The 21844-nt window shown below is 58.2% G+C and carries 23 protein-coding genes, 1 tRNA gene and 2 pseudogenes; 8 read left to right on the forward strand and 18 right to left on the reverse strand.

Features of this window, described 5'->3' with window-relative positions; translation table 11 throughout:
• Positions 1–218: 218 nt before the first annotated feature.
• The 9 genes and pseudogenes from tnpB to QFX16_RS07080 all read right to left on the reverse strand — a co-directional run.
• The gene (gene tnpB, locus QFX16_RS07040) at positions 219–578 is read right to left on the reverse strand and encodes an IS66 family insertion sequence element accessory protein TnpB (RefSeq protein WP_225924317.1); all 360 of its coding nucleotides are present in this window, start codon (positions 576–578) and stop codon (positions 219–221) included.
• A 361-nt stretch (positions 579–939) separates the two neighbouring features.
• Positions 940–1290 (reverse strand): DUF7079 family protein, encoded by a 351-nt coding sequence (locus tag QFX16_RS07045; RefSeq protein ID WP_439900126.1) that lies wholly within the window; start codon positions 1288–1290, stop codon positions 940–942.
• Entirely contained in the window at positions 1287–2069 is a 783-nt protein-coding gene (locus QFX16_RS07050) for a hypothetical protein (RefSeq protein ID WP_283183356.1), read from the reverse strand. The genes QFX16_RS07045 and QFX16_RS07050 overlap by 4 nt, the downstream gene beginning before the upstream one ends.
• Before the next feature lie 10 nt (positions 2070–2079).
• A pseudogene (locus QFX16_RS07055) lies at positions 2080–2624 on the reverse strand (PAAR domain-containing protein).
• 431 nt (positions 2625–3055) lie between these two features.
• Positions 3056–3129: transfer RNA gene (locus tag QFX16_RS07060), tRNA-Gly, on the reverse strand.
• Positions 3130–3311: 182 nt separating this feature from the next.
• On the reverse strand, positions 3312–4196 hold the full coding sequence (locus tag QFX16_RS07065) for an alpha/beta fold hydrolase (protein ID WP_283183357.1): 885 nt from the start codon (positions 4194–4196) through the stop codon (positions 3312–3314).
• 313 nt (positions 4197–4509) lie between these two features.
• A complete protein-coding gene (locus tag QFX16_RS07070) occupies positions 4510–5202 on the reverse strand; it encodes a pseudouridine synthase (RefSeq protein ID WP_283183358.1) in 693 nt (230 codons plus the stop codon).
• A 56-nt stretch (positions 5203–5258) separates the two neighbouring features.
• Positions 5259–5453 (reverse strand): cysteine-rich CWC family protein, encoded by a 195-nt coding sequence (locus QFX16_RS07075; RefSeq protein WP_008153014.1) that lies wholly within the window; start codon positions 5451–5453, stop codon positions 5259–5261.
• A 6-nt stretch (positions 5454–5459) separates the two neighbouring features.
• Positions 5460–5816 (reverse strand): annotated as a pseudogene (locus QFX16_RS07080) (GGDEF domain-containing protein); the annotation flags it as partial.
• Here QFX16_RS07080 and QFX16_RS07085 point away from each other — a divergent pair.
• Both QFX16_RS07085 and QFX16_RS07090 read left to right on the forward strand, forming a co-directional pair.
• The gene (locus QFX16_RS07085; RefSeq protein WP_349294214.1) at positions 5772–6008 is read left to right on the forward strand and encodes a hypothetical protein; all 237 of its coding nucleotides are present in this window, start codon (positions 5772–5774) and stop codon (positions 6006–6008) included. The pseudogene QFX16_RS07080 and the gene QFX16_RS07085 sit on opposite strands and share 45 nt — an antisense overlap.
• 167 nt (positions 6009–6175) lie before the next feature.
• Entirely contained in the window at positions 6176–6658 is a 483-nt protein-coding gene (locus QFX16_RS07090) for a hypothetical protein (protein ID WP_283183360.1), read from the forward strand.
• A 60-nt stretch (positions 6659–6718) separates the two neighbouring features.
• On the opposite strand, the gene dspII is transcribed toward QFX16_RS07090, so the two are convergent.
• Positions 6719–7822 carry an enoyl-CoA hydratase/isomerase DspII gene (gene dspII / locus QFX16_RS07095; RefSeq protein WP_283183361.1) on the reverse strand — a complete coding sequence of 368 codons (1104 nt, stop codon included), beginning with the start codon at positions 7820–7822 and terminating at the stop codon, positions 6719–6721.
• Between the two features lie 132 nt (positions 7823–7954).
• Here dspII and ung point away from each other — a divergent pair, with 132 nt between their 5' ends.
• Entirely contained in the window at positions 7955–8647 is a 693-nt protein-coding gene (ung, locus tag QFX16_RS07100) for a uracil-DNA glycosylase (RefSeq protein WP_283183362.1), read from the forward strand.
• Positions 8648–8736: 89 nt separating this feature from the next.
• Here ung and QFX16_RS07105 read toward each other — a convergent pair whose 3' ends face one another.
• From QFX16_RS07105 to QFX16_RS07125, 5 genes are read right to left on the reverse strand one after another with little or no spacing between them, the layout of a single operon-like run.
• Complete coding sequence (locus QFX16_RS07105; protein WP_283183363.1) at positions 8737–9777, reverse strand: AbrB family transcriptional regulator; 1041 nt, start codon at positions 9775–9777, stop codon at positions 8737–8739.
• Positions 9770–11284: a tripartite tricarboxylate transporter permease gene (locus tag QFX16_RS07110; protein ID WP_283183364.1), complete on the reverse strand. Its 1515-nt coding sequence runs from the start codon at positions 11282–11284 to the stop codon at positions 9770–9772. Before QFX16_RS07110 ends, QFX16_RS07105 begins: the two co-directional genes overlap by 8 nt.
• Position 11285: 1 nt before the next feature.
• A complete protein-coding gene (locus QFX16_RS07115) occupies positions 11286–11744 on the reverse strand; it encodes a tripartite tricarboxylate transporter TctB family protein (RefSeq protein WP_283183365.1) in 459 nt (152 codons plus the stop codon).
• A 59-nt stretch (positions 11745–11803) separates the two neighbouring features.
• Positions 11804–12781: a Bug family tripartite tricarboxylate transporter substrate binding protein gene (locus QFX16_RS07120; RefSeq protein ID WP_283183366.1), complete on the reverse strand. Its 978-nt coding sequence runs from the start codon at positions 12779–12781 to the stop codon at positions 11804–11806.
• 39 nt (positions 12782–12820) lie between these two features.
• The gene (locus tag QFX16_RS07125; RefSeq protein ID WP_283183367.1) at positions 12821–14113 is read right to left on the reverse strand and encodes an OprD family porin; all 1293 of its coding nucleotides are present in this window, start codon (positions 14111–14113) and stop codon (positions 12821–12823) included.
• 234 nt (positions 14114–14347) lie between these two features.
• On the opposite strand from QFX16_RS07125, the gene tctD reads away from it, so the two are divergent.
• Together tctD and tctE are read left to right on the forward strand one after the other, a co-directional pair.
• Positions 14348–15019: a response regulator gene (gene tctD / locus QFX16_RS07130; protein ID WP_283183368.1), complete on the forward strand. Its 672-nt coding sequence runs from the start codon at positions 14348–14350 to the stop codon at positions 15017–15019.
• Positions 15012–16400, forward strand: a complete 1389-nt coding sequence (tctE, locus tag QFX16_RS07135) for a sensor histidine kinase (protein ID WP_283183369.1) — start codon at positions 15012–15014, stop codon at positions 16398–16400. The genes tctD and tctE overlap by 8 nt, the downstream gene beginning before the upstream one ends.
• Positions 16401–16474: 74 nt before the next feature.
• Here the strand turns inward: tctE and QFX16_RS07140 are convergent, their stop codons facing one another.
• Together QFX16_RS07140 and ygfZ are read right to left on the reverse strand one after the other, a co-directional pair.
• Complete coding sequence (locus QFX16_RS07140) at positions 16475–17296, reverse strand: HDOD domain-containing protein (RefSeq protein ID WP_283183370.1); 822 nt, start codon at positions 17294–17296, stop codon at positions 16475–16477.
• 34 nt (positions 17297–17330) lie between these two features.
• Positions 17331–18272, reverse strand: coding sequence for a CAF17-like 4Fe-4S cluster assembly/insertion protein YgfZ (ygfZ, locus tag QFX16_RS07145; protein WP_283183371.1), 942 nt, complete (start codon positions 18270–18272; stop codon positions 17331–17333).
• Between the two features lie 149 nt (positions 18273–18421).
• On the opposite strand from ygfZ, the gene QFX16_RS07150 reads away from it, so the two are divergent.
• Positions 18422–18676, forward strand: a complete 255-nt coding sequence (locus QFX16_RS07150) for an FAD assembly factor SdhE (protein WP_007944081.1) — start codon at positions 18422–18424, stop codon at positions 18674–18676.
• Positions 18660–19112 carry a protein YgfX gene (locus QFX16_RS07155; RefSeq protein WP_283183372.1) on the forward strand — a complete coding sequence of 151 codons (453 nt, stop codon included), beginning with the start codon at positions 18660–18662 and terminating at the stop codon, positions 19110–19112. The genes QFX16_RS07150 and QFX16_RS07155 overlap by 17 nt, the downstream gene beginning before the upstream one ends.
• On the opposite strand, the gene nadB is transcribed toward QFX16_RS07155, so the two are convergent.
• Complete coding sequence (gene nadB / locus QFX16_RS07160; RefSeq protein ID WP_283183373.1) at positions 19081–20697, reverse strand: L-aspartate oxidase; 1617 nt, start codon at positions 20695–20697, stop codon at positions 19081–19083. The two genes, QFX16_RS07155 and nadB, sit on opposite strands and share 32 nt — an antisense overlap.
• A 559-nt stretch (positions 20698–21256) precedes the next feature.
• Between nadB and rpoE the strand changes: the two genes are divergently transcribed.
• Entirely contained in the window at positions 21257–21838 is a 582-nt protein-coding gene (gene rpoE / locus QFX16_RS07165; RefSeq protein ID WP_007944079.1) for an RNA polymerase sigma factor RpoE/AlgU, read from the forward strand.
• The last annotated feature ends 6 nt before the right edge of the window (positions 21839–21844 follow it).

Here is a 21844-nt window from a genome sequence, read left to right on the forward strand (position 1 = left end):
CCCAGTTGCCGAGATTTCACTGACCCAGTCTGACTCCTCGCGAATCATTGTCTGTGCTGGATTTGTGCAGGTTTGGAGACGGTCAGTCTTGCCTCGGCACGTGGGTCAATTCGGCGTCGGCGTCAACAGACTGAGTACCTCAAGCAACATTTGCTTGAGCAAAACAGGATCATCGGGAAGGTCTTCGGGTATCAAATTCATGCAGGGGATTATACCCGTCAGGCGACGAATCTTGGCGTTAAAACCTTATGAGGACGATTGCGCCAGAGATCAAAGCCATCCAGTAACCAGTTTAATTCCTGGACAGTCAGCACGATCGCCTCGTCGACCTCATCAGGGGAAAGTTTGAAACGTTCAGACTCCAGGCGCTTGAGCCAAAGGCAGAAGCCGTTGCGCTCCCAGTACAACACTTTGACGCGGTTGCGGTGGCGATTTAGAAAGACGAAAAGCACGGGGTCGAACACCGCAACTTTGATGTCCAGTTCGACCAATGCAGCCAGGCCGTCGATGGACTTTCGAAAATCTACAGGCTTCGGGTAGAGGTACACTTTTTCAACGCTGGCATTGGGACGCATCATGGTGATGGGCTCCTGATGGAAATCGGGAGCACAGCATCAGCCGTCAGCTATCCGCTTGGAATGTGGAGTTCATGGAGCGGATACGATGAACTGGCCCTAAAGATCAAAGAAAAACTTCTTGCTGGTTACATCTACAGCCTAGGGCGATCCAAAGAGGATGGCACGTTGAAATTCAATGTCGTCGTTGAGGATGTCGGCAGGTCACGAGTGCTTTGTGGGTTGAAATACTTTCCATCCGAGACTCGGGTAACCATCCACACACTTTTCTGAGTTCGACCAGCTGACAATACGGCGGTGGAATGTAGCAACAACAAAAAAAGTCAGAAAAAGCAGATTATTTTGGAGTGATAAGATGCAAGGTTTATTTTCGGTAGTTTTTGGATATCTCTTGCCATATATATTTGTATCGAAACTCAAGCCAGCGTATGAGTAGTTTGTCTTTCTGTCGTCGCAAGTAACTGTTTTCTCTGGCTTGCAGCGATTTCTGGATATCGGCCTTCAAGTTATCTAAATTGAAGGCTGACCATATTATGGGAATTACTGTCTCAAGATTTGTATGGCAGATCGGTGCCACCTCATGATAAAGAATTCTTTTGATCTCTTCTGGGTCGTAATCTTCGGTTTGGCGTGCAATGGCTTCATAGTCAACCTCTGTGTCAACAAACGCGTCGGATAGAGCCCAGTAGACATAGGAACGTTCCTCGTCAGTCATTGAACGTCCCATGTCAGAAATTCCTCCAGCTCTTCGTCAAGACTGTCCGCGACGTAATCGCCAAGAACGCCGCCCGCAATACTGCCAGCGACCACCACTGCAATGGCGCACACCGGGGCAGCAGGACCACACAGCATTGAAATACTTAGTCCTGCCAAGGCCCCACCGGCTGCGCCACCACCCAAGATGATTCCTTGGCGTCCGGCTTCCTTGGTTTTATTGTCGGCTTTGTAAATCTCCGAGGCGGCAAAGGCAGCTGTCACGATCCACGCGACTTTTCCTGCCACATTCATTCTCCTGGTGCCGCGAGTAACTTTGGCGTTGTCCACACCAGATTTTTTCAAAATCAGGTAATGAACTTTGGATTTTTCCACATCGGTTAAAAGATCAGAATTTTTCTTGTAGAGCGAGTGGGCATACTTATCCAAGGTTGTTTGCAGGGTTGGCCCGTTGAGCTTGATATATTCCGCAACGGCAACACCTTGAGCGGATGTAAATTTCCGATGCTCGTTCATGATGTTGTTACGCATTTCTTGGCAGTATGCCACACCATCTTTGGCCGTAACGTTGCCCGCCAGCACCTCGGCTTCAACCAGTCGAGACATCTCCTTAATTTTACTTTGGTACTTTAAACGGGTATTGGCGTCTTTGATTGCATCAGTGGCAAAGCGTGCCGCAGCGCCTTCCATGCCGGCAATCGCCATTTCCAAAGGTGAGCTATGTAGATCATGTTCTTTTTTTAAGATGTAGCTGCCCGTAATGAGCATGGGTTCCGTCATGAGATGATCCTTATCTCTGGATTGTGCTTAGGATGGTTTCGAGGATCGAAGCGCTGTCGGACGTTTCTTCGATGCCGTAATCGATTGCGGTACAGGTCTTGCCTGTGGGATTTGAAAATTTGACGGTGTTTTTGGCGTCAAACACGCCTTGCATCACCGATCCGTCTTCGAAGTGTGCAACGCAGGAAAGCCCTTCATAGCTTTCGACGGCCGGAATTTTAAAACCGATCCAGTTGCCGTGGATGATAATGGAGGTAGGTGGAATAAATGTGCCGGCGTATGGGAGTCACCGATGATGATCGTACCCGAACCGCCGATCACGACGTCGCCATGGGTGCCGACGGTGCCAACCAGTGCGGCATTTTTGCCGTTGATGAACACTGTGCCTGACACGTCCGAGGCTAACGCGCTACCGCAGGTACAAGTGTCGCCTTTGCGAGCGGCAGCAAGTCCGTCGAAGAACACGTCGGAAGAACCGGAGGCGATGGCTTTGGGGCCATGCCCAGGCATGGGACAGCTGGTGGGATCTGTGATACGTGCGGCTGGCTTTGCCATGCGGACTCCCTGTCAACGAATTTACCAGGGCCGACTGTACCAGGCTTGTTTTGAAAGGTGACTCGCGGAGATTCACTCCGCTGACATTTTTGGTAGGGCGCTTGCTTAGAAATCGCCATATTCCACTTGTGAAAGACGGTAAAGCCACGTGGTTCCGTGCCTAAATCGAGGCGTCCGCACAATCCGGATTGGCGGATGCGGGGGGAGATGATGAGGCAGAGTTTTGCGACCAAGCTGAATCAGCTATGGGTGGTGGCATGCAAATAGGGATTTTGTGGCCGGTCGCCAGGATGCAGAAGGGGACGAAATTGGTTGAGGGGTGGCTAAGCGCTGGGGTCTGTTTCAGTTCGGTCGGTAACTAAGAAAACTAGAAACAGACACCTTAACAGACACCTTGGAGTAGCGGGGTAGGCTGGAGGCCTTGAAAACATTGGAGCGGGTGAAGGGAATCGAACCCTCGTTATCAGCTTGGGAAGCTGGAGTAATGCCATTATACGACACCCGCTCAGAGCGGCTGACTTTGTACCAGATGCGGGCGTGGAAATGAAGTTTTTCTTTGCGCGCGATGGCTTTATCGCCGGGTGAAACACAACCATGCACCGCGTAACGGTCGTTCGCGGGCAAGCCTCGCTCCTACAGAAATGCGTTTAACGCTGCGGGGCGAAGCTTGCTCGCGATGACTCTGTTTCAGATGGCCAATGCATGCTGGTCCTGGACGTAGTGGTAACGCGGTCGGCTGACGTGTTGCGCCGGTTTCAGGAAACCTAACAGTGCGTTGCGGCTGTCTCGGCAAGCGGCTTTGTGTTCCATGTCGAGAAAGTGGCCGGTGGCCTGCAGGGTGGTGAAAGTAGCGTGTTGCACGTGGTTGGCGAACAGTTGAGCGCCGTCGGCAGCGGTGTACTCGTCCCATTCGCCGTTCATGAACAGCACCGGCACGTTGATTTTCTCCGCGGCTTTGAAAAAGCACTGGCGATCACTGTGCAGCAGATCGCTGATGTGGAAATGCATCTGCCCGTATTCATGCTCGGCCAAAGAGCTGACGTGGCGATAATTGAAACGCTTGAACAGCGTCGGCAGGTGTTTGCCGATGGTGCTGTTCACCAGGTTGCCGACCCGGTCCCCGTCCCGACTGCCGAGGTAATCGACGCCGCGCTCGAGGTAATCGAGCATGTGCGAGTTGATCTCCGGGGAGAACGAGCTGATCACGGCTTTTTCGATGCGTCGTGGCTGTTGGGCCAGGGCGACCAGGGTCGCGGCGCCACCCCAGGAAAACGACAGCACGTGTTCGGCCCCGAAGTGGTCGATCAGCTCCAGGAGGATCTGCCCTTCGATTTCCTTGGTCAGCATTTTTTCGTGCACATTGTGGGCTTTGGACCTGCCCGCGTAGGGCTGGTCGTAGCAGACCACATTGAACTGCGGATGAAGGTTTTTCACGGTTTGTGCAAACGACGCAGTCGTGGCCATCGAGCCGTTGACCAAAATAATGGTCTTCTCTGCGGCATCTGCGCGATAGAACTCCGTGTAAACCCGATACTGACCCTGTATATCCAGCACAGCGATTTCTGGCCTCATGTCATAAGACTCCTGGCAAGCGGGTATGCGTGCAAATCAGATTGCACGAGCTTTGTGACAGGTAGGCATACGCCTGGAATTTGAAAGGCCCATGTCGATCCATTGCAGTCCGGTCGACGGGTATTGTTATTGGCGGGCAGTCTGCCGGGGGAAGGCGGAACCTGAGGGTTCTCTACCGGCAAAAAGTTTCTTGGAAGTATGTTGTGACTCATCGGTCACATTTCGGCCGACGTCCTGATTCAAGCAGGGGTCATGTCATCGCGCAAGTGTCTTTGGTAAATTGTTCGACAACTTCTGCTGAGCGGTCGCCTGCTTAGATCAATTGAATCTCTTCGGTGCGTAATGCGCGGTACTCGCCCGGTTTCAGGGCACTGTCGAGCACCAGCGGGCCCATGCTTTCGCGGTGCAGGCGCAGCACCTTGTTGTCGAAATGGCCGAACATCCGCTTCACCTGATGATAACGGCCCTCGACGATGCTCAGTCGTGCGGATGTTGGTCCGAGTACGGCCAGCTCGGCGGGTTGGGTGGTGAGGTCTTCGAAGGCGAAGTACAGGCCTTCGGTGAATTTCAATGCGTATTCCGGGCCAATCTCTTGCTCGGTCTCGACGTAGTAGACCTTGGGCAGTTTGGTCTGCGGTTGGGTCAGGCGGCGCGACCAGCTGCCATCATTGGTGATCAGCATCAGGCCGGTGGTGTTGAAGTCCAGGCGCCCGGCGATGTGCAGGTCCTCCTTGTCCGGCTCATGGATCAGGTCGAGCACGGTCGGGTGTTGCGGATCGCGGGTGGCACTGACGCAGCCAGACGGTTTGTGCAGCATGAAGTAGCGTGCAGGCTTGCCGACTTGCAGCCGCTCATCGTCGACTTCCACGCGGCTGAATTCCAGAACGTCGGCGTGAGGGTCGCTGACAACTTTTCCGTCGATCCTGACGCGCTTTTCCACCAGCAACAGACGCACCTGCTTACGGTTGAAGCGCGGCAGGTTGCTGAGGAAACGGTCAATGCGCATGACGAGGGATCGGTAGGAAAGGGGCGCGTATCTTACGTGATCGGTTGTGCGGTTGCTTACAGCTGCGCCTCGACTTGCGCGCAGCGTGGGCACAAACAGGATTTGTCGCGCAGTTCGGGCGGCAGCGCTTCGAGTACCGCCGGGTCGATGCTGACGCCGTAGCACCAGCAGGCCCGATCGGCAGTTCGCGGGTCGGCCAGAGTGCAGTCATTGGAGGCGCCGCACGCCGGGCAGAAATCTGGCTTATTCATGTAGGGTTATTCATAACTGGAGTGAGGCATTTCCACGCAGGTGCGGTTACGGCCGGCTTGCTTGGCCCGGTACATCGCATGATCCGCTCTCGAGAGCAGCGTGTGCAAGGTGTCATCGGTCTGCAGGGTGGTCAGGCCGATGCTTACGGTCAACTGCAAGGCCTTATCGTTGCAGGCATAACGCTGTTGCTCGACATGCTGACGAATTTTCTCGGCGACCATCAGACCGGTCTCACCGTCAGTGTCCTTGAGCAGCACGATAAATTCCTCCCCGCCCCAACGGCAGACGATGTCGGAGTGCCGCAGACAGCTCTTCAGATCCCGTGCAAAGCCGATCAATACCTGATCGCCGGCAAGGTGACCTGCTCCTACTATGCCGGTGGCTACGAGGTGTATTCCGCGCCTTATTACTACCCCGGCTACTCACCCTATCCCTACTATTACGGACCGCGCTATTACCACGGACCGCGCTTTTATGGCGGCTATCGCTACTACTATTGGGGCGGGCATTCGCCACGTTATTACAGAGGTGGATATCGTGGTGGTCACCACTAATCAGCGGATGAATGGATGAAAAACCTTTCATCGGCGACTTGTTTCAATCTGTTTCGCGAACGCACCAGATTTGGAAAACGATGTCTGATCTTTCGACAGTCACCGAATAATTGACTGTCGCCTGCCAGCGTCGCTGGTGTGGCTCACTCGCGGTCCAGGAGGCCGCCATGTATCTGCGAATTCTTCTGATTGCTGTATTGGGATTGTCACTTGGTGCATGCGTGCCTTATTCCGATGGAGGAGCCAGCTACTACAGTTCCGAGGTCTATACCTCGCCAGCCTATTATTCCGGTGGCGGGCCTTACTACTCAGGCGGCGGCGGTTATTACACGCAACCACGCCGGTACTACGCCCCGCCAGCGCGGTATTACCAGCCAACGCCGCGGTATTATCACCAACCGCGGGTTTATCAACCGGCACCACGTTATTACCAGTCGTCGCCACGAGCCGATTACCGGGCTCATCAAAATCGCGGCTGGGATGGCCATAAACGTGGCGGCTGGGATGGCGATAACCGTGGCGGTTGGGACGGCCGTAACCGCGGTGGAAACAACGACTATCGTGGCGGTCATGGCGGACGCGACAACCGTGGCGGAAGGGGCGACCACAACGGTCGCGGTGATCACGATGGCCGAGGCGGCCACCGTTAAACACTCATGAAAAAAGCGGCGCATGAAGCGCCGCTTTTTTATGCCCGGATTTCAGTATTCCTACAAATCGGCCAGAGGATGCCGGCCTTCCCAGGCCTTGTGGAAATGCGCGTCTACCACTGCATCCGGCAGATTACTGATGTCTGGCCAGTGCCAATGCGGTTTTTGATCCTTGTCGATCAACCGTGCGCGCACACCTTCGCTGAACTCCGGATGACGGCAACAGTTGAGGCTCATGGTGTATTCCATCTGAAAGACTTGAGCCAGCGACATGTGCCGGGCGCGGGCGATCTGTTCCCATACCAGATGAGCGGTCAGGGGCGAGCCCTCGCTCATGGTTTTCGCCGCACGGCTGAGCAGCAGATCCGTGTTGTCGCGCAGCTGGCTGATGGCTTTCCAGGCGCAGCGCACGTCGCTGACATCCAGCAGCTCATCGATCTGCTGGCGTCGCGGTAACCACTGGGCTTCGGGCATTTGCGCGAGCGCTTCCTGCTGCAAGGCCTTGAGCAGGCTGTTGAGCTGCATCGGCGTCTGTTCCTGCCAGTTCAACTGCAGCAGGCCTTCCATCAGCTCTCCCTGCTGTTCATCGAGCAGGAAACGGTCGGCCAGGTCGAGATCGATCGCATCGCGACCGTTCATATGGGCGCCGGTCAGGCCGAGAAACAATCCGAGCTTGCCGGGCAGGCGAGACAGAAACCAACTGGCCCCGACGTCCGGGTACAAACCGATACTGATCTCCGGCATCGCCAGGCGGCTGCTCGGCGTAACAATTCTAATGCCCGCCCCTTGCAGCAGCCCCATGCCGCCGCCGAGCACATAGCCATGCCCCCAGCAGATCAGCGGTTTAGGGTAAGTGTGCAGATTGAAGTCCAGGCGATATTCCGCCGCAAAGAAATGCGCGGCCAGCGGCGGCACTTCGCCGGGATGGGAGCGACAGGCTTCCACCAGGCTGCGGACTTCTCCACCAGCGCAAAAGGCTTTGGCACCGTTGCCGCGCAACACGACGCAGACGATTTGCGGCTCTTTGGCCCAGGCGTCCAGTTGATCGCGCAAGGCGTTGATCATCGGCAAGGACAGGGCATTGAGGGACTTTTCGGCATCCAGGCTGGCGACTCCGATGCGTGCGCCGTCGGTGCCAGTGAGTTCTTCGAAGTGCAGATTCATCGTGACCTCGATCGGGAATTTGAGCGTTCAGTATGATCGCTGTACAGGAAAGTGCCGGATCTGCGTCAGATCAATTGACAAGCGTGATGGGCTTTCCTAGGGTTCGCCCCATTGTTTTTGCCGGATGTAACCATGACTGCTGACGACCGTATCAAACTCGAACCGAGCTGGAAGGAGGCACTGCGTGCCGAATTCGACCAGCCCTACATGGCAGAGTTGCGCAACTTCCTGCAAGAGGAGCGCGCGGCGGGCAAGGAAATCTACCCTCCAGGACCGATGATTTTCAACGCGCTCAACTCGACGCCGCTGGATAAAGTCAAAGTCGTCATCCTCGGCCAGGACCCGTACCACGGACCGGGGCAGGCCCATGGCTTGTGCTTCTCGGTGCAACCGGGCGTACCGGCGCCGCCGTCGCTGGTGAACATCTATAAAGAGTTGAAACGCGATCTGAACATCGACATCCCGCCCCACGGTTGCCTGCAAAGCTGGGCTGACCAGGGCGTGCTGATGATCAACACCACCATGACCGTGGAACGCGCCAACGCCAACGCCCATGCGGGCAAAGGCTGGCAACACTTTACCGATCGGATTATCGAAGTGGTCAGCGAACACCAGCCACATCTGGTGTTCCTGCTGTGGGGCGCGCATGCCCAGAGCAAGCAGAAACTGATCGATGCCACCAAGCATCTGGTGCTGACGTCGGTGCATCCGTCACCGCTGTCCGCCTATCGTGGCTTTCTCGGGTGCGGGCACTTCAGTCGAACCAATAAGTATCTGGAGCAGAATGGCGAGACACCGATCGAATGGCGATTGCCGCCAGTTTGATGCGTTGACCGGGTCGCCCCCTTCGCGAGCAGGCTCGCTCCCACACCCTGTGGGAGCGAGCCTGCTCGCGAAGGGGGCGACCCGGTCTTTCAGACAGAATCCGGCACCCGATTCCAATACTTGAACAACGGCTCCGCCAGAAACAATACAAACAACAGCCGCATCACCTGCATCGCCGTCACCAGCGGCACCGACAATTGCAACGTCTCTGCCGTCAGGCTCATCTCCGCAATCCCGCCGGGCATCATGCCCAAGGTCAGCGAACGCAAATCCAAATGCGTCAGCGCACTCAACCCCAATGCCGCCAGCGTGGCGATCAACATAGTCAGCACCGTGCCGATCAAGGTTCGTCCCATAAAAGAAGGCGCACGCCGGAAAAACTGCCGATTGAAGTGACACCCCAACCCGCTGCCAATCAGCCATTGGCCGATCTGGCTGCCGCCGTTGGGCAAACCGATGTGCAGGTCCCAACCAATGCTCACCGCCGCACTCACCAACAACGGTCCGAACAACCACGGATTGGGTTGCCGCAGACGCTCCCATAGCCAGGCGGCGAGGGCGCCCGCCGGGAACAGAATCGCCAGCCAGCGCCAATCAACGACCGTGGCATGGGACAGCGGTGCACCATCACCCAACAAATACTTGAACGCCGCCGGCACACACAGCACCACCACCAACACCCGCAGACTTTGCCCCGCCGCAACACGACTGAGCACCGCGCCGTTACGCGCGCCGAGGTTGACCATCTCCCCGGAGCCGCCGGGCATGCTGGAAAAGAACGCGGTGGCGCGATCTTCACCGGTGCGCCGCATCAACCAGACCCCGACTACGGCCGACAGGCTGGTAACCAACGCACCGAAGAAGATCAGACCGAAGTGGCTCAGGACCTGCTCCATCACCACCGGGGTGAAGTGCAGGCCGATGCCGATGCCGACAATCCACTGGCCGCACTTGCGGCCGCCAGGGATTTCCGCCAATTGCCAGGGTGTCAGGCAGCGCACCAGGATGATCGCCAGCAACGAGCCGACCATCCACGGCAGTGGCCAGCCGATCTGGCTGGCCAGGTAACCGCCCAGCAGACCGACCAGCGGAGTTCCCCACCAGGCTTTGAAGGGTGTTCGATCAGACATCGGCGATAACGCGCCGGGCGACCGAACGTTTGCGCCAGATTCGCAGGATCGGCACCAGCAGCATCACGGCGATCAACGCCCAGACACCCATGGTGATCCCGCTGGACCAGAGAATCTCCAGTGAACCGTTGGAGATCGACAAGGCTCGGCGCAGGTTCTGTTCCATCAAGCCTCCGAGGATGAAGCCCAGCAGAACGGGGGATAACGGAAAATCCAGCTTACGCAGAATGTAGCCGAAGATGCCGATGCCGATCATCAGGAACAGGTCGAAGGTGGTGGCGTGCACCGCGAAAACGCCGATGGCGGTAATGATCGCGATCATCGGCACCAGCGCCCAGTTCGGCACGGCGAGGATGCGGGTGAAGATGCGGATCATTGGAATGTTGAGGATGACCAACATGATGTTGGCGACAAACAGCGAAGCGATCAGGCCCCAGACGATGTCCGGTTGCTGTTGAAACAGCAGAGGGCCAGGGGTGATGTTGTACAGCGACAGTGCGCCGATCATCACCGCTGTCGTGCCCGAGCCCGGAACACCCAGCGTCAGCATTGGCACCAGAGCGCCGCAGGCTTCAGCGCCGATGGCGGTTTCCGGAGCGGCGAGACCACGCTTGTCGCCTTGTCCGAATTTTCCGCTTGGGCCCGCGATACGTTTCTCGGTCATGTAAGCCACGGCGCTGGCCAGTGTCGCGCCGGCACCGGGCAGCACGCCCATGATGAAGCCGAGCACACCGCAACGCATGTTCACCCAGAACACCGACGCGGCCTCCTTAAAGTTGAACATCATCCGGCCGGTGGCTTGGAACGCTTCCTGGCCACGGTGGGTTTTTTCCAGCAGCAGGAGGATTTCACTGATCGAGAACAGGCCCAGCACCAGCACCACAAACTGAATGCCATCGGTGAGGTGGATGTTGTCACCGGTAAAGCGGTAGACACCACTGTTGGCATCAATGCCGACCGTCGACAGGAACAGACCGATCAGCGCCGCAATAAACGTCTTGAGCGGTCGATCACCCGCCATGCCGCCGAGGCAGACAATCGCGAACACCATCAGTACGAAATATTCCGCCGGACCGAAGGCAATCGCCCATTTCGCCAGAATCGGTGCGAACACCACCATCCCGCAGGTCGCAATGAAAGCGCCGATGAAGGAACTCCACGCCGAAAGCGATAACGCAACCCCGGCCATCCCCTGACGGGCCATCGGGTAGCCGTCGAGGGTGGTCATCACCGTGGAGGCTTCGCCCGGAATGTTCAGCAGAATCGAACTGATCCGGCCGCCGTACTCGCAACCCAGATAAACCGCGGCCAGCAGGATCAACGCCGACTCCGGTGGCAGGCCGAGAGCGAAGGCGATCGGGATCAGCAACGCCACGCCGTTGATCGGACCCAGGCCGGGGAGCAGTCCGACGACGGTGCCGATCAGCGTGCCGCTGAGTGCGGTCACCAGGTTGTAAGGGGTCAATGCGACGCCGAAGCCGTGACTCAAATAACCAAGCGTATCCATATCAGTTCTCCAGAACGTCGAGCAGGCCCAGAGGCAGTGGCACGTCCATGACTTTGTCGAACAGCAGGTACAGACCGATACTCATCAGGCTGATGATCACCACGCTCGGCAACCAGCGTCCGCCGTACAGGCGCGCCATCGGAATGCCAATCAGCATGCTGCTGAGGATGAAACCCAGTGGTTCGAACAGCCCGGCAAAGATCAGCAACAACAGTACGCAAAGGCCAATCTTGTTCAGGGTTTCGCGATCCATCGGCGGATCTTCATCGGTGTGTTTGATCGGCGAAGGGCGATACACCATGTAAACCAGCCCCAGCCCCATCAGCCCCAGCATCAACAGGGGGAAGGCCCGTGGTCCGATCGGTTCGTAGGAAAAAGGCGCCTGGTAGGGCCAGGCCATCAGCACCAGACTGAGACAGGCCAGCAACAGCACCGAAGCAAAAATGCGTTGTAAGAGCATGGGAAACTCCTGTGCCGCAGCCCTCCAGAACGGGGGCCGCAGCCGCTAGACAGAGGCGATCACTGAATCAGGCCGAACTCTTTGGCCAGCACTTTGTAGTCCGCAACCTGCTTCTTCACGTAGGTGTCCAGCTCCGGGCCGGTCATGGCGAACGGGAAGAGCTCACGTTGATCGCGCAGCTTGGCGAACTCTTCAGAAGCCAGCAGCTTGTCGAACGCGTCTTTCCACCAGGCGTAGTCTTCGTCACTAACCTTTGGCCCGAGGTAGAAGCCGCGAACCACTGGCCAGACAATGTCGTAGCCTTGTTCTTTGGCGGTCGGAATGTCTTTCATTTCCGGCTCGTCCAGACGCTTCTCGGAGAACACGGCCAGCAGGCGCATGTCACCGCTCTGGATGTGCGGCATGGAGTCGGAGATGTCGGTGCTGCCGACCTGGATGTGGCCGCCGAGCAGGGCGGTGGCGATTTCACCGCCGCCTTCGAGGGCGACGTAACGCAGGTCGCGCGGGTTGATCCCGGCAGCCTTGGCGATCAGGGCGGTCTGCATCCAGTCCTGACTGCCGACGGTGCCGCCGGAGCCGATCACCACTTTGCTCGGATCTTTCTTCAGCGCTTGAACCAGATCGTCCAGGGTCTTGTAAGGCGAATCGCTTTTCACTGCGATGGCGCCGTAGCTTGTTCCAACCGCCGCCAGCCAGCGCACGGCGTTTTCATCGAAACGACCGAACTTGCCTTGGGCCAGGTTCAGCAGCGAGCCGCTGGACCACGCCACCAAGGTGCCGGCATCGGCTGGACGCTGAGCGACCACCGCGTTGTACGCCACCGCGCCGACACCGCCGGGCATGTAGGTCACGCGCATCGGTTTGGTCAGTAGTTTCTGATTCACCAGCGCGCTTTGCGCCAGTTTGCAGGTCAGGTCGAAACCGCCACCTGGCGAGGCCGGGGCGATGCATTCCGGACGTTTGGGTTCAGCGAGCAATTGGCCGGCGAACAGCAGGGCGCTGGCGGTGAGAGCGACTTTACGCATTGATAAGTTCATTCAAGTCTCCTTGGGAGTTGTTGTTATAGGTGTACTGAATTACCAAAGGGCAACGCTATAGCTCACCAGCAGACGCACTTCATCGGCATCGCGAGCGGAATAGTTGGAGCGGTAAGTGGCATTACGCAGGCGCACGGCGACATCCTTGAGCGCGCCGCTTTGTACGACGTATTTGATTTCGGTGTTGCGTTCCCACTCTTTGCCTTCGTCACCGTTCTTGAGCTTGATGTTGTCGCCGCTCAGGTAACGGCTCATGAAGCTCAGGCCCGGAATGCCGAGTTTGGCGAAGTCATAGTCGTAACGTGCTTGCCAGGAACGTTCTTCGGCACCGGCAAAGTCGTTGATCTGAACGAAGTTGACCAGGTACGGGTCACTGCCATCGACATAAGGGAATGCGCTGTCGCCGGACATGTGCTGATAGCCGGCGCTGAATTTATGCCCGCTCAAGGCGTAGCTCACCAAGCCGTTGAGGGATTTGTTGTCGATATTGCCGCCACGAGCCGCACCCTGGTCATCACTGATGGCCAGGCGCAGATCGGTGCCGAAAGTGCCGGGGCCGAACGGTTGCGAAGCGACAACACCGAGGAAGTGCTGGTTGTAGACTTCATCAAGGTGCGCGAAGTGGTAGCTGCCGGTGATTTTGTCGGTGAACTTGTAGTCCACGCCGCCAAAGTCGAAATGCTTGCCGGCTGCGGTACCAGCAAAGCGGCTGTTCTTGTTGTTGAGGGCGATGTCTTCGAAGTCGGTGCTGTCGCGGTCCTTGGCTTTCTCCAGGCGCCCGCCGGTGAAGGTCAGGTTCTTGATCTCTTTGGAGGTCAGCAGGCCGCCTTCGAAGGTCTGCGGCAGGATGCGCCCGTCGTTGGGCTTGAGGATCGGCAGTTCCGGAATCAGGCTGCCGATTTTAAGTTCCGTGGCGGAGATTTTCACTTTGCCGGTCAAGCCAAGCTTGGAGTACTCATCGGCCGCGCGGCCGTCGTCATGGGTTGGCAGCAGGCCGGTGCCGGTGCGGTCGGGACTCGAATCGAGTTTGACCCCCAGCATGCCCAGCGCATCGACACCGAACCCCACGGTGCCGTCGGTGTAACCCGATTGCAGGTTGAGCATGAACCCCTGAGCCCATTCGTCCCGCTTGGATTGCTGGGCGCTGGTACCGTCGCGAAAGTCGCGGTTGAAATACATGTTGCGGGTTTCGAAGGTTGCCGTACTGTCTTCGAAGAAGGCAGCCTGACTCAACGGCGAAAAGCCGGCGAGGGCGGCGGCACTGGCAAGGGCGGTGTGGCTGAGGCGGGAAAAGCGAGCAGGCGGGCAAGCCTGTAGCTGCATGGACAGCATCTTGAAGTACTCCGTTTATTGTTCTTATTGGCGAAAACGCTTCGAGGCGTTTTTCGTACGCTATGTGCGGTAGCGACGGGCAGTCGAAACTGTCCGTGGCTGGACTCTAACCGGCCAACCTTTCGCTAACCTTTCAGAAGACTTTCACGGTTTTCGGGCTTCACAGCGGCGGTTGCGGCTGTAAACTCCGCGCCAAAGAATGGCGTCGACCATCCCTGAATGAGGTAAAGATCCATGCGTGTTCTGCTCGTCGAAGACCATCTGCAGCTCGCCGAAAGTGTCGCCCAGGCGCTCAAGAGCACCGGGCTGACCGTGGATGTGCTGCACGACGGTGTGGCGGCGGACCTGGCGTTGAGCAGCGAGGAATACGCCATGGCGATCCTCGACGTCGGCCTGCCGCGCATGGATGGCTTCGAAGTGCTGGCGCGCCTGCGGGCGCGGGGCAAGAACCTGCCGGTGTTGATGTTGACCGCTCGCAGCGACGTCAAGGATCGGGTCCACGGCCTGAACCTCGGCGCTGACGATTACCTGGCCAAACCTTTCGAACTGACCGAACTCGAAGCCCGGGTCAAAGCCTTGCTGCGCCGCAGTGTGCTCGGTGGTGAGCGCCAGCAGCGCTGCGGTGTGCTGACCTATGACCTGGACACTCGGCGCTTCACCCTCGGTGAAGAGTTGCTGACCCTGACCTCCCGCGAGCAGGCAGTGCTCGAAGCCCTGATCGCCCGACCTGGCCGGGTGATGAGCAAGGAACAACTGGCCTCGCAAGTATTCGGACTGGACGAAGAGGCCAGCCCCGACGCCATCGAGATCTATGTCCATCGCCTGCGCAAAAAGCTAGACGGCCAACCGGTCGTCATCGTGACCTTCCGCGGTCTCGGCTACTTGCTGGAAAGCCGCGATGCATAAGCCCAGCAGCCTGCGCTGGCGGTTGCTGTGGAATCTGGCGCTGTTGCTGGTGGTGTTGATGTTGGCCAGTGGTTTGAGCGCTTACTGGAACGGTCGCGAAGCTGCCGACACCGCCTATGACCGGACCTTGCTGGCCTCTGCGAGGACCATCGCTGCGGGCGTCTCCCAGCGCGACGGCACGCTGAGCGCCGACGTGCCGTACGTTGCCCTCGACACCTTCGCCTACGACAGCGCAGGACGGATTTTTTACTTGGTCAACGACATCAATCAGAAGCTGATCTCCGGTTACGAAAACCTTCCGCCACCGCCGCCGGGAACGCCGCGCACCGATGACTATCCGGCACTGGCGCGTTTCTATAACGCCAATTACCAGGGGCAGAACGTGCGCGTGGTGAGCCTGCTCAAACCCGTGAGCGAGCCGAACATGAACGGCATGGCGGAAATCCGCGTGGCGGAAACCGATGAGGCGCGGGTCAGCATGGCCCGCAGCCTGGCGGCGGACACGTTGCTGCGTCTGGGCATGCTGGCGGTGGGTGCGTTGTTGTTGGTGTGGTTTGCGGTCAGCGCCGCGTTGCGTCCGCTGGAACGCTTGCGCACCGCGGTGGAAGAGCGTCAGTCGGACGATCTGCGGCCATTGCCGTTGGTGGAAGTGCAGCACGAATTGTGGCCACTGGTGCGGGCGCTCAATCACTTCACCGAGCGCCTGCGCGGGCAGTTCGAGCGTCAGGCGCAGTTCATCGCCGATGCCGCCCATGAGCTGCGTACTCCCCTGGCGGCGCTCAAGGCACGACTGGAACTGGGTTTGCGCTCGACCGAACCTGAAACCTGGCGCAATACGTTGGAAATCGCCGCCCAAGGCACGGATCGTCTGACCCACCTTGCCAATCAATTGCTCTCGCTGGCACGGGTCGAAAATGGTGCACGGGCCATCGCCGAGGGCGGGGCGCAGTTGCTTGACCTCAGTCAGCTGGCTCGTGAACTCGGCATGGCCATGGCGCCGCTGGCCCACGCACGCGGTGTGGCGCTGGCGCTGGAAGCGGACGAACCGGTGTGGTTGCGCGGCGAGCCAACGCTGTTGAACGAACTGTTGAGCAATCTGGTGGATAACGCTCTGGCCCATACGCCGTCGGGTGGCAACGTCATTCTTCGGGTCACGGCACCGGCGGTGTTGGAGGTCGAGGACGACGGCCCGGGCATTCCTCTTGAAGAGCGCGATCGGGTGTTCGAGCGCTTTTACCGGCGTAACCAGCAGGTGGCCGGTTCGGGGTTGGGGCTGGCGATTGTTGGCGAGATCTGCCGCGCGCACCTGGCTCAAATCAGCCTGCACGATGGAGAGCAGGCCGGGTTGAAGGTGCGGGTGAGTTTTATTGCGGGAGAGTGATGGTGTTTGTTATGGCCCCATCGTGAGCTTGCTCCGGGCGGCGTTCCGACGATGGGTGCGACACGGTCTCTCGACTAATAGAACATCGACCGCGACTCTTCCAGATCGCGGCACATCGCCTCGTTCTCCGGATCAATCCCCAGCTTTTTGAATGCCGGCACGCTGAATGCGTCGATGCGCGCGAGGGGATGGTCGGTGTCCTTGTGGCAATACAGGCTGGCCACCTGCACCAGATCGACATAGTCGACCCGCTCGGACTGTCGATTGAAGTCCAGATAAAGCCCCGGCACCTGTACCAGCATCTCCGGAAAGTCCCAGACCCTGAGCAGTTTGTCGCCGAGCAGTGGATGAATGTGATCGATCACATGGTTGAGGCTGACCGGGTCAGCCAGCAGTTCATAGTGATCTTCGGCGTAGGTCAGGATCGGCAACACACCGATCTGATGCACCAGTCCGCCAAGGGCTGCCTGGTCGGGCTTGAGTTGCGTGTATCTACGGCACAATGCATAGCTGATCCCGGCGATTTCCAGGCTTTTGCGCCAGACATCGCGCATTTTCTGTTCTACCACCTCGGAGCGGGCATGGAAAATCTGTTCCATGACCAGACCGATGGCCAGGTTGCTGCTGTAATTGATGCCCAATCGAGTGATTGCCGTGTGCAGGTCAGTGACTTCCTGGGTCGCGCGCAACAGCGGGCTATTGACCACTTTGATCAGCCGCGCCGACAGCGCGGTATCGCGGCCGATCACTTTGCTCAGGGTGCTGACACTGATTTCCGGGTCTTCAGCGGCCTTGCGAATCTGCAGGGCCACTTCCGGTAACGTTGGCAGAACCAGGTCATCGTTATCGATGGCCTCAACCAAATCCTGTTGGACCTTTTCCGCCAGCTCGCTCATTTCGTTTCTCTAGGTATTGCGACAAATGCTGCTGTTAACGCTGGATTTCGCGATCGCGATCCAGTTGGTAAGGCAGGTCAAGCAGGTGCAGGGCTGGCCCTTCGAGCGCGCCCAGATGGATATCACCCCCTTCTGCTGCTTCGGCTTGCAGCACGGCCAGGAGTTCAATGTTTTGCCCGGCGTTGGCGGCCAGCACCACTTCGCCGATAGAGCTGCCGTGGGTAGGGGAGAACAATTGTGTGCCAGATTCAGGCAATTCGCTGGCATCCAGTTTCAGGCGATACAAGCGGCGCTTGAGTTTGCCCAGGTACTGCATGCGCGCGACGATTTCCTGGCCGGTGTAGCAACCTTTCTTGAAGCTCACGCCACCCACGGCTTGCAGATTGAGCATCTGCGGGATGAACAACTCGCGAGTGCTCGACATGACCTGACCGATCCCTGCGCGGATCTGGCCCAACAGCCATTGATTCAGATCGCCTTCGGCCAATACGGCGGACAGCTTGCCCTTGATAAGCTCGGCCTGGTCGGCGGCGACCCAGAGTTCGGCGCGGTCCGGCGAGACGCGAATGGCGATCAAACCGTCATTGCGCGCGACGCTGTCGGTGTCGGCCGGCAGCTCAAGACCGAGGCTGAAGAGTGCCGCATCGCCATGGTCGATGCCGAAGCGGACCCAGGCGGCGCTTTCGTCGGTCAGTTTGGATTTGGAAAACACCGCGTACTTTTTCAGGTCCGCCAGTTGCGGTTCCAGCAATTCGGTGGACATGGCCATCAGAACGCCGTCGCCTTCCAGCAGGATGCGGAAACTCGACTGCATCCGGCCTTTCTGCGTGCAGCGGGCGCCGAGGCTGGCCTGGGTGTCACTCAGGTAATTGAGGTTGCAGGTCAATTGGCCTTGCAGGAATTTGCCGGCATCCGCGCCGCGTACTGCGAGAACGCCTTCGTGAGACAGGGTGCAGAAAAAAGCAGAATCGGCCATGGGTCATCGCAGGGTAAAGAGTCTGGGGGACATCATAAGGGGGCGCTCTTGAAATGGGTAGTTCACAAAAGATCGTTGGTGCCCGACCAAAGCCGAGTGCCCGACTCTGACTGGGAATGTATACTTGCCGCCTATTTGAGGAGCGCTCCATGGTCGAAGATGTTGAACTGAATCGCCTCTACTGGCACAGCCGCCGCGGCATGCTTGAGCTTGACGTGTTGCTGGTGCCGTTCGTGAAAGAGGTCTATCCGCACCTCAATGATGTCGACCGCGATTGCTACCGCAAGCTGCTCGAATGCGAAGATCAGGACATGTTCGGCTGGTTCATGGAACGCGCCGAATCGGAAGATCCGGAGCTTCAACGCATGGTTCGCATGATCCTGGATCGTGTCCAGCCCAAGTAATGCGTTCGAATGCCGCTGGCATGCCTCACGGCAATTGCTGGCGGCGTATCTTCTGGCCCAGCTGTTCGCGCTGGGCTCGCTGTTCCTTCTGTCTATACCGGTCTGGGCCAGTCTGCTCGGCGTTGTGCTGTGCGTGGTTCACGGCTGTTGGGCGTTGCCGAGGCATATTCTGCTGACGCATCCTGAGGCATTTCGCGGCTTGCGTCGCGATGCCGATGGCTGGCAGTTGTGGAATCAGGCAGCAGCTTGGCAGCCAGTGCAGTTGCGACCGGACAGCTTGGCATTGCCATTGATTGTGGTGCTGCGTTTTCGACTGCGAGACGAGCGGCGGGTCAGATCAATCTGCGTTCCCCGCGACTCGCAGGCGGCGGATCTGCACCGGCGCCTGCGGGTTCGGCTCACGTTCAGTCGACGTAGGTGGGCGGCACCAGAATAGTGTCCAGGGCAACCGGTAGCATGTTCGGATAGTCGAGGGTGTAATGCAGGCCGCGACTCTCCTTGCGTTCCATGGCTGACTGAATCATCAGCTCGGCCACTTGGGCCAGGTTACGCAGTTCGATCAAATCCCGACTGACCTTGTAGTTGCTGTAGAACTCGTCGATTTCATCCAGCAACAGACGCACGCGGTGCTGTGCCCGTTGCAAGCGCTTGTTGGTGCGCACAATACCGACGTAGTCCCACATGAATCGCCGCAGTTCGTCCCAGTTGTGCGCAATGATTACGTCCTCATCGGAGTCGGTGACCTGGCTCGCATCCCAGACGGGCAGAGCGATCGGAATCGAAACCTGCGGCAGCTGCTCAAGAATGTCCGCCGCCGCCGAGCGCGCGTAAACGAAACACTCGAGTAACGAGTTGCTGGCCATGCGGTTGGCGCCGTGCAGGCCGGTGAAGCTGGTTTCGCCAATGGCATATAATCCCGGCACGTCGGTGCGACCCTGCTGATCGACCATCACGCCGCCGCACGTGTAGTGCGCCGCCGGAACCACCGGAATCGGTTGCTTGGTGATGTCGATGGAGAATTCGAGGCAGCGTTCGTACACCGTCGGGAAGTGAGTCTTGATGAACGCTTCCGGCTTGTGGCTGATGTCCAGATAGACACAATCGACGCCCAGGCGCTTCATTTCATGGTCGATGGCCCGGGCGACGATGTCGCGCGGGGCCAGCTCGGCGCGAGGGTCGAAGCGTTGCATGAAGCGTTCGCCGTTGGGCAGCTTCAGGTGTGCGCCTTCGCCGCGCAGGGCTTCGGTGATCAGGAAACTCTTGGCTTGCGGGTGATACAGGCAAGTGGGGTGGAACTGGTTGAATTCCAGATTCGCCACCCGGCAGCCCGAACGCCAGGCCATGGCAATGCCGTCACCGCAGGCGCCATCGGGGTTGCTGGTATAGAGATAGACCTTTGCTGCGCCGCCCGATGCGAGGATCACGAAACGAGCGCCGTAGGTGTCGACTTCACCGGTCCCGCGATTGAGGACATAGGCGCCGAGGCAGCGATCACCTTCGAGGCCCAGGCGTTTTTCGGTGATCAGGTCGACCGCGACCCTCTGCTCCAGCAGTTCGATGTTCGGTCGTTGCCTGGTCTTGTCGAGCAAGGTTCTGAAAATCGCTGCGCCCGTGGCATCGGCGGCATGAATGATGCGCCGATGGCTGTGACCGCCTTCGCGGGTCAGGTGAAACTCGAATCCACCATCTTCGGTGCCGGACTGTTCATCGCGGGTGAAGGGCACACCTTGGTCGATCAGCCATTGAATCGCCTCTTTACTGTGCTCGACGGTAAAGCGCACAGCGTCTTCGTGGCACAGGCCGCCGCCGGCATTGAGGGTGTCATCGACATGTGATTCAACGGTGTCGGTGTCATCCAGGACGGCAGCGACGCCACCCTGGGCCCAGAAAGTCGAGCCATTGGCGAGGTCGCCTTTGCTCAGTACGGCGATGCGCAAATGACCGGGCAAGGTCAGCGCAAGGCTCAAGCCGGCAGCACCGCTGCCAATTACCAGAACATCGTGTTGAAACTGTTGGCTCATTTCAGGATTCCGCTCAAAGCGACCCGGGTCGGGGTTGGCGCAAGACACCTGGGATCGGCGAGTCAAGACAGCCACACAGCCCACTAGTATATAGAGGGGGGGAGCGGCACAATAGCGAGCACACATGGCATTGTGAAACTACTGTGACGGAAAATACCTGACGCTTCGTCGGATGGTTTTTCGGCCGGTTCGGCGACAAGACGACTGTATCAACGATTTAACAGTCTTTTTCTATTCACGGTTGCACAATGTCAGTCGTGCGCAGCTATAAGTATTTGGAACTTTTGCCAAAGGCCCAAGATCAATAGACCGTTGCCTGATTCAAGGGACAGTGTCGGCTTCAACGCGGGATCTGTGATTTGATCCTTGCCGGCGAATCCGATGACAAGATTATTCGCGCAGCCGGGTTGACCCGCGCTGCGCTTTTCGTGCGTGCCAAATCAGAGCCCGCAGGAAACTTGCTTGGAGGGGGAGAACTTTTGCGAAAAGCCCGAGTCTATGTTTGCAAGTCTGGTTGTTTAGTTATGCAAGCCTCCTCCGAGCTTATCGAGGAGAGTTCATGCTAACCCAGGAAGAGGATCAGCAGCTGGTCGAACGCGTTCAGCGCGGCGACAAGCGAGCTTTCGATCTGCTAGTGCTGAAATACCAGCACAAAATTCTCGGGTTGATCGTGCGTTTCGTGCACGACACCCATGAAGCCCAGGATGTGGCGCAGGAAGCCTTTATCAAGGCGTACCGGGCACTTGGAAATTTTCGCGGGGACAGCGCGTTTTATACGTGGCTTTACCGCATCGCCATTAACACGGCGAAAAACTATCTGGTTTCACGCGGCCGTCGGCCGCCGGATAGCGATGTCAGTTCCGAGGATGCAGAGTTCTACGATGGCGATCATGGCCTCAAGGATCTCGAGTCGCCAGAACGTGCATTGCTGCGGGATGAGATCGAAGGCACCGTCCATCGAACCATTCAGCAACTGCCAGAAGATTTGCGTACGGCTTTAACTTTACGTGAATTCGATGGTCTGAGTTACGAGGACATTGCGGCCGTCATGCAATGTCCGGTGGGTACCGTGCGCTCCCGGATTTTCCGCGCTCGGGAAGCCATCGATAAAGCCCTGCAGCCGTTGTTGCAGGAAAACTGAGACAGC

This window comes from Pseudomonas svalbardensis (assembly GCF_030053115.1).
GTDB classification, from domain to species: domain Bacteria; phylum Pseudomonadota; class Gammaproteobacteria; order Pseudomonadales; family Pseudomonadaceae; genus Aquipseudomonas; species Aquipseudomonas svalbardensis.

Coding starts and splice junctions, on each gene's coding strand:
- QFX16_RS07105 (WP_283183363.1), bottom strand. CDS start 9,777: ATGTCTGATCGAACACCCTTCAAAGCCTGGTGGGGAACTCCGCTGGTC.
- QFX16_RS07110 (WP_283183364.1), bottom strand. CDS start 11,284: ATGGATACGCTTGGTTATTTGAGTCACGGCTTCGGCGTCGCATTGACC.
- QFX16_RS07140 (WP_283183370.1), bottom strand. CDS start 17,296: ATGAGCGAGCTGGCGGAAAAGGTCCAACAGGATTTGGTTGAGGCCATC.
- QFX16_RS07120 (WP_283183366.1), bottom strand. CDS start 12,781: ATGAACTTATCAATGCGTAAAGTCGCTCTCACCGCCAGCGCCCTGCTG.
- QFX16_RS07050 (WP_283183356.1), bottom strand. CDS start 2,069: ATGACGGAACCCATGCTCATTACGGGCAGCTACATCTTAAAAAAAGAA.
- QFX16_RS07045 (WP_439900126.1), bottom strand. CDS start 1,290: ATGACTGACGAGGAACGTTCCTATGTCTACTGGGCTCTATCCGACGCG.
- tnpB (WP_225924317.1), bottom strand. CDS start 578: ATGATGCGTCCCAATGCCAGCGTTGAAAAAGTGTACCTCTACCCGAAG.
- ygfZ (WP_283183371.1), bottom strand. CDS start 18,272: ATGGCCGATTCTGCTTTTTTCTGCACCCTGTCTCACGAAGGCGTTCTC.
- QFX16_RS07125 (WP_283183367.1), bottom strand. CDS start 14,113: ATGCTGTCCATGCAGCTACAGGCTTGCCCGCCTGCTCGCTTTTCCCGC.
- nadB (WP_283183373.1), bottom strand. CDS start 20,697: ATGAGCCAACAGTTTCAACACGATGTTCTGGTAATTGGCAGCGGTGCT.
- ung (WP_283183362.1), top strand. CDS start 7,955: ATGACTGCTGACGACCGTATCAAACTCGAACCGAGCTGGAAGGAGGCA.
- tctE (WP_283183369.1), top strand. CDS start 15,012: ATGCATAAGCCCAGCAGCCTGCGCTGGCGGTTGCTGTGGAATCTGGCG.
- rpoE (WP_007944079.1), top strand. CDS start 21,257: ATGCTAACCCAGGAAGAGGATCAGCAGCTGGTCGAACGCGTTCAGCGC.
- QFX16_RS07115 (WP_283183365.1), bottom strand. CDS start 11,744: ATGCTCTTACAACGCATTTTTGCTTCGGTGCTGTTGCTGGCCTGTCTC.
- QFX16_RS07075 (WP_008153014.1), bottom strand. CDS start 5,453: ATGAATAAGCCAGATTTCTGCCCGGCGTGCGGCGCCTCCAATGACTGC.
- dspII (WP_283183361.1), bottom strand. CDS start 7,822: ATGAATCTGCACTTCGAAGAACTCACTGGCACCGACGGCGCACGCATC.
- QFX16_RS07090 (WP_283183360.1), top strand. CDS start 6,176: ATGTATCTGCGAATTCTTCTGATTGCTGTATTGGGATTGTCACTTGGT.
- QFX16_RS07150 (WP_007944081.1), top strand. CDS start 18,422: ATGGTCGAAGATGTTGAACTGAATCGCCTCTACTGGCACAGCCGCCGC.
- tctD (WP_283183368.1), top strand. CDS start 14,348: ATGCGTGTTCTGCTCGTCGAAGACCATCTGCAGCTCGCCGAAAGTGTC.
- QFX16_RS07070 (WP_283183358.1), bottom strand. CDS start 5,202: ATGCGCATTGACCGTTTCCTCAGCAACCTGCCGCGCTTCAACCGTAAG.
- QFX16_RS07065 (WP_283183357.1), bottom strand. CDS start 4,196: ATGAGGCCAGAAATCGCTGTGCTGGATATACAGGGTCAGTATCGGGTT.